Source organism: Streptomyces sp. AB3(2024) (genome assembly GCF_041862025.1).
Classification (GTDB): domain Bacteria; phylum Actinomycetota; class Actinomycetes; order Streptomycetales; family Streptomycetaceae; genus Streptomyces.
The window spans coordinates 1-8,941 of the sequence record NZ_JBGWAB010000205.1; the positions used below are offsets into that span (position 1 = coordinate 1).

Below are 8,941 nucleotides of genomic sequence, written 5' to 3' on the forward strand. Positions count from 1 at the left end.
CCGCCCCGCACAAACCCGACCGCACGCCCCCCCCCCCCCCCCCCCCCCCCCCCCCCCCCCCCCCCCCCCGCCCGCGCCCCCCCCCCCCCCCCCCCCCCCCCCCCCCCGGCCCCGGGCGCCGTGCCCACCCTGCCCGTCCCGCGCGCTGCGCGCAGAATGAAGGGGACGTTCTCCGCCCCGCTGCGGGGCGGACGGCAGAGGAGGCCGCCGGTGCTGCCGTCGGATCAGCCGGGGGAGGCACGGGCACACGGCCCGATCCTGTCCGAACCGGGATCGCTGCTGGAGCACGTGGCCGTGGCCGTCTTCGGCATGGACGGCGAGGGCCGGGTCTGTTACTGGGGCCCCGGCGCGCAGGACCTCTTCGGCCACGCGGCCGCCGACGTCCTCACCCGTCCCGCCGCACTCCTCTTTCCCCCCGCCGGCTCCGACCGGGCCTCCGCCGGCTCCGATCCGGCCTTCCCCGGCTCCGGCTCCGACTCCGCCGACCCCGACCCCGGCCCGGCCGAACTCCTCGCCGAACGTGGCCGCACCCTCGGGTACTGGCGCGTCCGGCTGCCGGTCCTGCACCGGGACGGCACCGTCTTCGACTGCGGGTTCCGCGTCTTCCCGGTGACCGGAGCCGCCGGCGGCTCCGTGGTCATGGGCCTGGCCAGCAGGAGCGACGAGCTCGACCGCGTCAAGGCGAACCTCGCCTTCCTCGACGCCCTCTTCGAGACCTGCCCCATCGGCCTGGTCATGCTCGACGAGGACCTGCGCTACGTCCACGTCAACCAGGCGCTGGCCGACATGGACGGGATCCCCGCCCGCGACCACCTGGGCCGCCCCGCCACCGAGATCATGACCACCTCCGACGGCGGCGAGTTCGCGCGCATGCTGCGCGCCGTCGCCGGCGGGGGCAGCCCGCTGGTCGACACCCTGGTGGGACTGCGGACCCCGGGCCACCCCGACCGCGACCAGGTGCGTTCGTTCAGCCTCTTCCCGCTCAGCCGCGCGGTCGGCACCCGTTCCGGGGTGGGCGGACTGGTCGTGGACGTCACCGACCGGGAGCGGGCGCTCCTGGAGGCGACGGCCGCCCGCCGGCGCCTCGACCTGCTGGACCGGGCGGCCGCCCGGATCGGCACCACCCTCGACGTGGCCACCACCGCCCGGGAACTGGTCGACGTCGCCGTCCCGGAGTTCTGTGACGGCTCGGTCGTCGAACTGGTGGAGTGGATGGACCCCACCGAGGCCTTCGACCCGCGCCTGCCCCTCTTCACCCGCCGGATCGCCGCCCGGGCGAAGCTGTCCCGGCCCGCCGTCGAACAGCTTGAGGGCCTCGAACACGTGAAGTACCCGCCCGGCTCCAGCGTCCACCGGATGTTCGCCACGGGCCGCCCGCTCCTCGTCCCCGTGGACGAGGACTTCACCACCCGTACCATCGCGCACCCCGAGCGCGCCCGGGTGATCCTGGACAGCGGCCTGGTCGGCATCCTGATCGCCCCGCTCGTCGCCCGCGGCACCGTCCAGGGCATCGCCATGTTCGGCCGGGCCGTCGAGCGCCCCGCCTTCACCGAGCAGGACCTGAGCCTGGCCGGCGAACTCGCCTCCCGTGCCGCCCTGTGCCTGGACAACGCACGCCTCTACAGCCAGGTCCAGGACATCGCCCTGACCCTGCAGCGCGCCCTGCTGCCCGATGCGCTGCAGCCCGGCCCCCACCTCACCGTCGCCCACCGCTACCTCCCCGGCAGCCGTGTCACCGAGGTCGGCGGCGACTGGTACGACGTGATCGGACTGCCCGGTGACCGGGTCGCCCTCGTCGTCGGTGACGTCATGGGCCACGGCGTACCGGCCGCCGCGTCGATGGGACGGCTGCGCATCACGGCCGAGGCGCTGGCCCGGCACGGCCCGGAGCCGCACGACCTGCTCACCGAACTCGACCTCTGCGCAAGGGAGTCCGGCATCGAGCTGGCCACCTGCCTCTACGTGGCCTACGACCCCCACACCGGCGACGCCCGGATCGCCGGAGCCGGCCACCCCCCGCTCCTGGTGCGCCACCCGGACGGGGCCGTGGAGACCCTCGCCGACGCCATGGGCGTCCCCCTCGGGGTCGGCGGCGTTCCCTTCCGGACCATGCGGACCCACCTTCCCGACGGCGCCGTCCTCGCCCTCTACACCGACGGGCTGATCGAGGCGCGCGGCCGGGACATCGACGCCGGACTGGCCGCGCTGCGCACCGAACTGAGCAGCGCAGAAGGCTCGTTGGAGGAGATGGCGGACCGTGTCCTGACGGCCATGCTGCCCGCCGCGCCGACGGACGACACGGTCCTCGTCCTCGCCCGGATCCACGGCACCACCCCGCCCCCGACCGGCTGAAGTCAAAGAATCTTGACACGATGTCCGGTGTCCTTGACACTACCCATGTCTGGTTTTCTTGACATGGAAAGCGGGGGCCGGAATGGCTGTCGAAGAGAGACGTTCGTGGATCATGCTGGTTGTCGCGGCGGTGTCGTACGCCGCCTACCTGTGCGTGGTGCTGTCCCGGCCCGAGGGCGTGGCGCTGGAGCGGGCCCCCTACGCCGCCGCCCTGCTGTGGTCGGTCGGGCTGTCGATCGCCGTCACGATCGCCGCCAACATCGCCGTCGCCGCCACCTCCGGCGAGGAGGGCGCCGCCAAGGACCAGCGCGACCGGGAGATCCACCGCTTCGGCGAGTACGTCGGACAGTCCTTCGTGGTGATGGGCGCCGTGAGCGCCCTCTGCCTGGCCATGGCCGACGCGCCGACCTTCTGGATCGCCAACGCCGTCTACCTGGCCTTCGTCCTCTCCTCCCTCCTCAGCTCCACCGTCAAACTCGTCTCCTACCGCCTCGGCTTCCACCCGTGGTGAGGCCGACCCGGGTCACCAACACCATCAGGGCGCAGCGCTTCGCCCACGGCGAGATGACCCAGGCCGAACTCGCCCGCCACATCGGCGTCAGCCGCCAGACCGTGATCGCCATCGAACAGGGCCGCTACTCGCCCACCCTGGAGATGGCCTTCCAGATCGCCGCGGTTTTCCGCGTCCCGCTGGACCAGGTCTTCCAGTACTCCGCCACCACCCCCCTGCCCGATGGAGGCACCCCGTGAGAGCAGTGGTCCAGGACGTCTACGGACCGCCCGAGGTCCTGCGCGTCGAAGAGGTGGAACGGCCCGTCCCCGGCACCGGCGAGGTCCTCCTGAAGGTCCACGCCGCCGGGGTCGACCAGGGCGTCTGGCACCTGATGGCGGGCCGCCCCTACCTGCTGCGCGCCCTGGGGTTCGGGCTGCGGGCCCCCAAGGCCCGGACACCCGGCCAGGACGCCGCGGGCCGGGTGACGGAGGTGGGCCCCGGAGTGACCGGACTGCGCCCCGGCGACGAGGTCTACGGGACCGGCGTCGGCGCCTTCGCCGAGTACGCCCTCGCCCGCGCCGACCGGCTGGCACCGCGCCCGGCCCGCCTCACCGCCGAACAGGCCGCGGCCGTGCCCGTCTCCGCCTGCACCGCCCTGCAGGCCCTGCGCGACCGCGGCCGGCTGGCGCCCGGCCAGAGCGTGCTCGTCCTCGGGGCGTCGGGCGGCGTCGGATCGTACGCCGTCCAGCTGGCCAAGGCCCTCGGCGCGGGCCGCGTCACCGGGACGTGCCGCCCCGCCAAGGCGGACCTGGTCCGCTCCCTCGGCGCCGACGAGGTCCTGGACCACACCCACGAGGACCCCGTCGACGGAAGCCGCCGTTACGACCTCATCGTGGACACCGGCGGCAACCGGCCCCTCGGCCGGCTGCGCCGGGCCCTCACTCCGCGCGGCACCCTCGTGATCGTCGGAGGTGAGGGGGAGGGGAGCTGGATCGGCGGCACCGACCGGCAGCTGCGCGCCCAGCTGCTGTCCCCGTTCGTCCGCCACCGCCTGTGCGGGCTGGCCGCCGCGCCCCGCGCCGCCGACCTCGTCACCCTGGCCGAGCTGATCGACTCCGGCGCCGTGACCCCCGCCGTGGACCGCTCCTACCCCCTGGACGAGGTCCCCGAGGCGATCCGCCATCTGCGCTCCGGCGGCGCGCGCGGCAAGCTGGTCATCCGGATCTGAACGGCCCGGCGGCCCGGCGGCCCGGCGGAGCCGCGTCAGCGGGCCGCGGCGAGCGCGGCGGCGTCCGTCGCGTAGGGCGCGAAGTCGGCGTTGTTCTTGCAGCCGAGCTCCTCGAAGGTGCTGACCTTCGTCTGCGGGTCCGTGTAGGTCAGCCGGAACTTGCAGGCCCCCTTGATGTAGCGGCCCTTGACCCCGCCGGGGAAGTCGACCTCCTTGTTCCAGAGGTAGGGCGAGTTGTAGTTGTTCAGGCGGGCGGTGGCGTTCACGTCGATGCCGCCGGGGGCGTAGATCTCGTAGACCCAGCCGGTCTTCTCGCTGCCGTACGTGGCGAACTTCTGCGCCACCCACTTCTCACAACTGGTGCTGAGGTGCGCGCTGTTCTGGCCGCCGCCCTTGACGATGTACTCGGCGAGCGGGGTCACCTGCTCGCCCCGGGGCGTGAAACCGGTCCGGAAGATCTCGTCCACGGTCTCCCGGGTGTCGCCGCGCCACAGGGTGTTGACGTCCGTGCGCCACTGCCACCGCTCGGCCGCGGCGGCTTCGGCGACCGGGCCGGCCAGCGAGGGGTTGGTCGTCGTGCGCCACCAGTCCCGGGCGCGGTACTCGACGGTCGGTCCGCAGGGCGTGGTGAGCGGGTCGTCGTAGACGGCCGCCGCGGTGACGGGCGAGGCGGCGGCCGTGGCGGGGGAGACGGCGGCGGAGCCGAGGGAGGCGAGGGAGACGGCGGCGAGCACCCGCAGAGCGGCCTGCAGCATGGTGAGGACCCATCAGTCGATCAATGTGACGGGCCCCTTTATAGGCGCGGGTGCCGGGTCCGGCCGGGGGCGGTGACGCGGGTCCACCCACATGGGCGGATCAGTCGTACTGGCGAAAGGATCCGCCACCCCGACCGGGCTGCCCCGCCCCGCCCACCGCAGCCGGAGCGGGGTCAGGCGCCGCCGGCCCCCGCGGCCTGCGCCTCCAGCAGGCGGGCCGCCATCGCACGCATCTCGATCTTGCGGATCTTCCCGGTGACGGTCATGGGGAACTCCTCCACGACGTGGACGTAGCGGGGGATCTTGAAATGGGCGAGCCGCCCGGCGCAGTACGCGCGCACGGTCTGCGCGGTCAGCGGCTCGGCCCCCTCGCGCATCCGCACCCACGCCATCAGCTCCTCCCCGTACTTCGGGTCGGGCACCCCGATGACCTGGACGTCCAGGACGTCGGGGTGGGCGTGGAGGAACTCCTCGATCTCGCGCGGGTAGAGGTTCTCGCCGCCCCGGATCACCATGTCCTTGATCCGGCCGGTGATGCTCAGGTAGCCGTCCCCGTCCATGACCGCCAGGTCGCCGGTGTGCATCCAGCCCTCCGGGTCGACGGCCTCGGCGGTCTTCTCCGGCTCGCCCCAGTAGCCGAGCATGACCGAGTAGCCCCGGGTGCACAGTTCGCCCGGGGTGCCGCGGGGGACGGTCCGGCCCGACTGCGGATCGACCACCTGGATCTCCAGGTGCGGGCCCACCCGGCCCACGGTGGAGACCCGGCGCTCGACGGAGTCGTCCACCCGGGTCTGCGTGGACACGGGAGAGGTCTCCGTCATGCCGTAACAGATGGAGACCTCGGTCATCCCCATCCGCTCGATGACCTCGTTCATGACCTCCACCGGGCACGGTGATCCCGCCATGATCCCGGTGCGCAGGCTCGACAGGTCGTACCCGTCGAAGCCGGGGGCGGCCAGCTCGGAGATGAACATGGTGGGGACCCCGTACAGCGAGGTGCAGGCCTCCGCCTCCACCGCCGCCAGCGTCGCCGCCGGGTCGAAGGCGGGTGCGGGGATCACCATCGCCGCACCGTGGCTGGTGCAGGCGAGGTTGCCCATCACCATCCCGAAGCAGTGGTAGAAGGGGACGGGGATGCACACCCGGTCCCGCTCGTCGTACCCGCACAGCTCGCCGACGAAGAAGCCGTTGTTGAGGATGTTGTGGTGCGAGAGGGTGGCGCCCTTGGGGAAGCCCGTGGTGCCCGAGGTGTACTGGATGTTGATCGGGTCGTCCGGGCCCAGCGCGGCCCGCGCCCGCGCCAGCGCGTCCGGATCGGCCGCGCGTCCGCGTTCCAGCAGCGCCTCCCACTCCGGCCCGTCGAACAGGACGGTGAACTCCAGCCCCGGGCAGCGCGGCCGGACCTCCTCGATCATCGCCGCGTAGTCGGAGGTCTTGAAGCTCTCCGCGGCGACCAGGAGCCGGATGCCGGACTGGCCGAGCACGTACTCCAGCTCGTGGGAGCGGTACGCCGGGTTGACGGTGACCAGGATCGCCCCGATCTTCGCGGTCGCGTACTGCACCAGCGTCCACTCGGCGCGGTTGGGCGCCCAGATGCCGACCCGGTCGCCCTTGACGATCCCGAGGTCCAGCAGCCCGAGGGCCAGGGCGTCCACCTCGGCGGCCAGCTCCGCGTACGTCCACCGGCGGCCGGCGGCCACGTCCACGAGGGCGTCCCGGCCGGGGAAGCGCCGCACGGTCCGGTCGAGGTTGTCCCCGATCGTCTCGCGGAGCAGAGGGACCCCGGAACTCCCGGACGCACGACTCGACGCTACGGACACACGTACCTCCTGCACTCGCTGCGGCGATGACGGCCAACGCGCGCCGCCCATGATCCCCTCCCGGCGGGCCGCAGCACCAGGGGTACGGGGGTGAGCCGGGGGGCGCGGCGTGGACATGTAATCGAGCAGGTGTTCGGATGCGGCGGTAGGCTGGAACCATGCACGCACTCCAGGGCTCCCTCTTCGACCAGACCGACGAGATCCGGCTCGGACCGCTCTCGCCGGTGCGGCGGACCGGGCTGGGCGCCGGAGCGTGGGTCGACCGGCTCCCCGGCTGGCTCGCCGGCGCCGACGCCCTCTTCGAACGGCTCGCCGCCGACGTGCCCTGGCGCGCCGAGAGCCGGCAGATGTACGACCGACGGGTGGAAGTGCCCCGGCTGCTGGCCTCCTACGGGGCCGGCGAGCCCCTCCCGCACCCCGTGCTCACCGAGGCCCGCGAGGCCCTCGGCCGCCACTACGCGGCCGAACTCGGCGAACCCTTCGTCACCGCCGGGCTCTGCCTCTACCGCGACGGCCGCGACAGCGTCGCCTGGCACGGCGACCGCACCGGCCGCTCCGCCACCGAGGACACCATGGTCGCGATCCTCTCCGTCGGAGACCCCCGCGACCTGGTGCTGCGCCCCCGCGACGGCGGCCCCGTCCTGCTGCGGCTGCCGCTCGGCCACGGCGACCTCGTCGTGATGGGCGGCTCCTGCCAGCGCACCATGGAACACGCCGTCCCCAAGTCCGTCCGGGCCGTCGGCCCCCGGATCAGCATCCAGTTCCGCACCCGCGGCGTGATGTGAGCGGCGATGGCCGACCGGGCGGTGTGCAGCTGGTGGGCGGGACTCCCGCCCGCCGCCGGCGGTGCGGTCATGGCCGCCGGCATCCTCTCCGTCGGCCTCCAGTTGACCGGCCACACCGGAGCCTCGCTGGCCGCGCTGGTCATCGCCGCCGTGCTGTGGCTCCTGCTCGCCGCCGACTTCGTCATCCGGCTCGCCGCCGACCGCGGCCGCTTCCGCGCCGAGGCCGACACCCCGGCCGCCCTGACCGCGGTCGCCGCCACGGCCGTGCTCGGCACCCGCCTCTCCCAGCTCGGACTCCAGGGCCTGGCCGCCGCCCTGCTCGTCCTCTCCGCCGTGATCTGGCCCGGCCTCCTCTGCGCCGTCATGCGTCACTGGCACCACCGCATGCCCGGGGCCGCCTTCCTCGTGTGCGTCGCCACCCAGGGACTCGCCGTCCTGTCGGCCACCCTCGCCGCCGCCCACCGCCTCGACTGGCTGAACCGGGCCGCCCTGGCCTGCTTCTGCCTCGGCGCTCTGCTGTACGTCGTCGCCCTGCGCCGCTTCGACTTCCGGGAGGTGCTCGGCGGGGCCGGCGACCACTGGGTGGCGGGCGGCGCCCTGTCCATCACCGCCCTGGCCGGCGCCAAGCTCACCGCCGCCCCCCTGTGGACCGGCGCCGCGCACACCGCGCTGCGCACCGCCACCCTCGTGGCCCTGGCGATCTCCCTGGGCTGGTACGCCGTCCTGCTCGCCGCCGAAGTCCGCAGCCCCCGTACGCACTACGACATCCGCCGCTGGTCCACCGTCTTCCCGCTCGGCATGACGGCCACCGCCTGCCTCTCCGCCGCCGTGCCCACCGGCGTGCCCTGGCTGCACCCCCTCGGCGAGGTGCTGCTCTGGATCGCGGTCGCCGCCTGGCTGCTCACCCTCGTGGCCTGGGCGGCGCAACCGCGCTGGCGGCGCCCCGGGACGCTCAGTAGGGTCCGGGCATGGCCTACACGTTTCAGGTGACCATCGACTCCACCGCACCGCACGCGCTCGCCGACTGGTGGGCCGAGTCCCTCGGCTGGGAAGTGGATCCGAGCGACGAGAAGTTCATCCGCGGCATGATCGAAGCCGGCCATGCCACGGAGGAGGACACCACCACCCACCGCGGCACGCTCGTCTGGAAGGCCGGCGCCGGCATCCGCCACCCCGACGGGCTCGACCGCGCCCCCCGGATGCTCTTCCAGTTCGTACTGGAGCCCAAGACCGTCAAGAACCGCGTCCACCTCGACGTCCGCACCGGCGAGGACGACCCCGAGGCCCTCGTCGAGCGCCTCCTGTCCAAGGGCGCCACCCGCCTCCACGAGGGCCGCCAGGGCCCCTTCGCCTGGACCACCCTCGCCGACCCGGAGGGCAACGAGCTCTGCGTCTCGCACTAGACCCGTACTTCGCGGGTGACCGTTTCAGGTCTGTGGCCATCGGGTTTGTCCGATGTCGGTGTCGAGGAGATCGAGGAGGTGGAGTTGGACGCCGCGGTTGATATG

General features: G+C 73.5%; 9 protein-coding genes. 7 read left to right on the forward strand and 2 right to left on the reverse strand.

Annotated elements, in window-relative coordinates; translation table 11 throughout:
* The first annotated feature begins 213 nt into the window (after positions 1 to 213).
* The 4 genes from ACEPPI_RS38450 to ACEPPI_RS38465 all read left to right on the forward strand — a co-directional run bounded on the left by ACEPPI_RS38450 (position 214) and on the right by ACEPPI_RS38465 (position 4,073).
* Entirely contained in the window at positions 214 to 2,352 is a 2,139-nt protein-coding gene (locus ACEPPI_RS38450; protein WP_373919910.1) for a SpoIIE family protein phosphatase, read from the forward strand.
* A gap of 112 nt (positions 2,353 to 2,464) precedes the next feature.
* Positions 2,465 to 2,863 carry a hypothetical protein gene (locus tag ACEPPI_RS38455; protein ID WP_373919902.1) on the forward strand — a complete coding sequence of 133 codons (399 nt, stop codon included), beginning with the start codon at positions 2,465 to 2,467 and terminating at the stop codon, positions 2,861 to 2,863.
* On the forward strand, positions 2,857 to 3,102 hold the full coding sequence (locus ACEPPI_RS38460) for a helix-turn-helix transcriptional regulator (RefSeq protein WP_373919903.1): 246 nt from the start codon (positions 2,857 to 2,859) through the stop codon (positions 3,100 to 3,102). Before ACEPPI_RS38455 ends, ACEPPI_RS38460 begins: the two co-directional genes overlap by 7 nt.
* Positions 3,099 to 4,073, forward strand: a complete 975-nt coding sequence (locus ACEPPI_RS38465) for an NAD(P)-dependent alcohol dehydrogenase (protein ID WP_373919904.1) — start codon at positions 3,099 to 3,101, stop codon at positions 4,071 to 4,073. The genes ACEPPI_RS38460 and ACEPPI_RS38465 overlap by 4 nt, the downstream gene beginning before the upstream one ends.
* A 35-nt stretch (positions 4,074 to 4,108) precedes the next feature.
* Here ACEPPI_RS38465 and ACEPPI_RS38470 read toward each other — a convergent pair whose 3' ends face one another.
* Both ACEPPI_RS38470 and ACEPPI_RS38475 read right to left on the reverse strand, forming a co-directional pair.
* The gene (locus ACEPPI_RS38470) at positions 4,109 to 4,828 is read right to left on the reverse strand and encodes a hypothetical protein (protein WP_373919905.1); all 720 of its coding nucleotides are present in this window, start codon (positions 4,826 to 4,828) and stop codon (positions 4,109 to 4,111) included.
* Positions 4,829 to 5,001: 173 nt separating this feature from the next.
* Positions 5,002 to 6,699: an AMP-binding protein gene (locus ACEPPI_RS38475; RefSeq protein ID WP_373919906.1), complete on the reverse strand. Its 1,698-nt coding sequence runs from the start codon at positions 6,697 to 6,699 to the stop codon at positions 5,002 to 5,004.
* Between the two features lie 107 nt (positions 6,700 to 6,806).
* Between ACEPPI_RS38475 and ACEPPI_RS38480 the strand changes: the two genes are divergently transcribed.
* The 3 genes from ACEPPI_RS38480 to ACEPPI_RS38490 are packed head-to-tail and all read left to right on the forward strand — an operon-like array spanning position 6,807 to position 8,836.
* The gene (locus tag ACEPPI_RS38480) at positions 6,807 to 7,433 is read left to right on the forward strand and encodes an alpha-ketoglutarate-dependent dioxygenase AlkB (RefSeq protein ID WP_373919907.1); all 627 of its coding nucleotides are present in this window, start codon (positions 6,807 to 6,809) and stop codon (positions 7,431 to 7,433) included.
* Between the two features lie 6 nt (positions 7,434 to 7,439).
* Positions 7,440 to 8,423 carry a tellurite resistance/C4-dicarboxylate transporter family protein gene (locus ACEPPI_RS38485; RefSeq protein ID WP_373919908.1) on the forward strand — a complete coding sequence of 328 codons (984 nt, stop codon included), beginning with the start codon at positions 7,440 to 7,442 and terminating at the stop codon, positions 8,421 to 8,423.
* A complete protein-coding gene (locus ACEPPI_RS38490) occupies positions 8,402 to 8,836 on the forward strand; it encodes a VOC family protein (RefSeq protein ID WP_373919909.1) in 435 nt (144 codons plus the stop codon). Before ACEPPI_RS38485 ends, ACEPPI_RS38490 begins: the two co-directional genes overlap by 22 nt.
* Positions 8,837 to 8,941: the final 105 nt, after the last annotated feature.

Excerpts from the sequence above, each read along its gene's own strand:
- ACEPPI_RS38455 (WP_373919902.1), top strand. The coding sequence starts at position 2,465 with ATGCTGGTTGTCGCGGCGGTGTCGTACGCCGCCTACCTGTGCGTGGTG.
- ACEPPI_RS38470 (WP_373919905.1), bottom strand. The coding sequence starts at position 4,828 with ATGCTGCAGGCCGCTCTGCGGGTGCTCGCCGCCGTCTCCCTCGCCTCC.
- ACEPPI_RS38480 (WP_373919907.1), top strand. The coding sequence starts at position 6,807 with ATGCACGCACTCCAGGGCTCCCTCTTCGACCAGACCGACGAGATCCGG.
- ACEPPI_RS38475 (WP_373919906.1), bottom strand. The coding sequence starts at position 6,699 with ATGGGCGGCGCGCGTTGGCCGTCATCGCCGCAGCGAGTGCAGGAGGTA.
- ACEPPI_RS38485 (WP_373919908.1), top strand. The coding sequence starts at position 7,440 with ATGGCCGACCGGGCGGTGTGCAGCTGGTGGGCGGGACTCCCGCCCGCC.
- ACEPPI_RS38490 (WP_373919909.1), top strand. The coding sequence starts at position 8,402 with ATGGCCTACACGTTTCAGGTGACCATCGACTCCACCGCACCGCACGCG.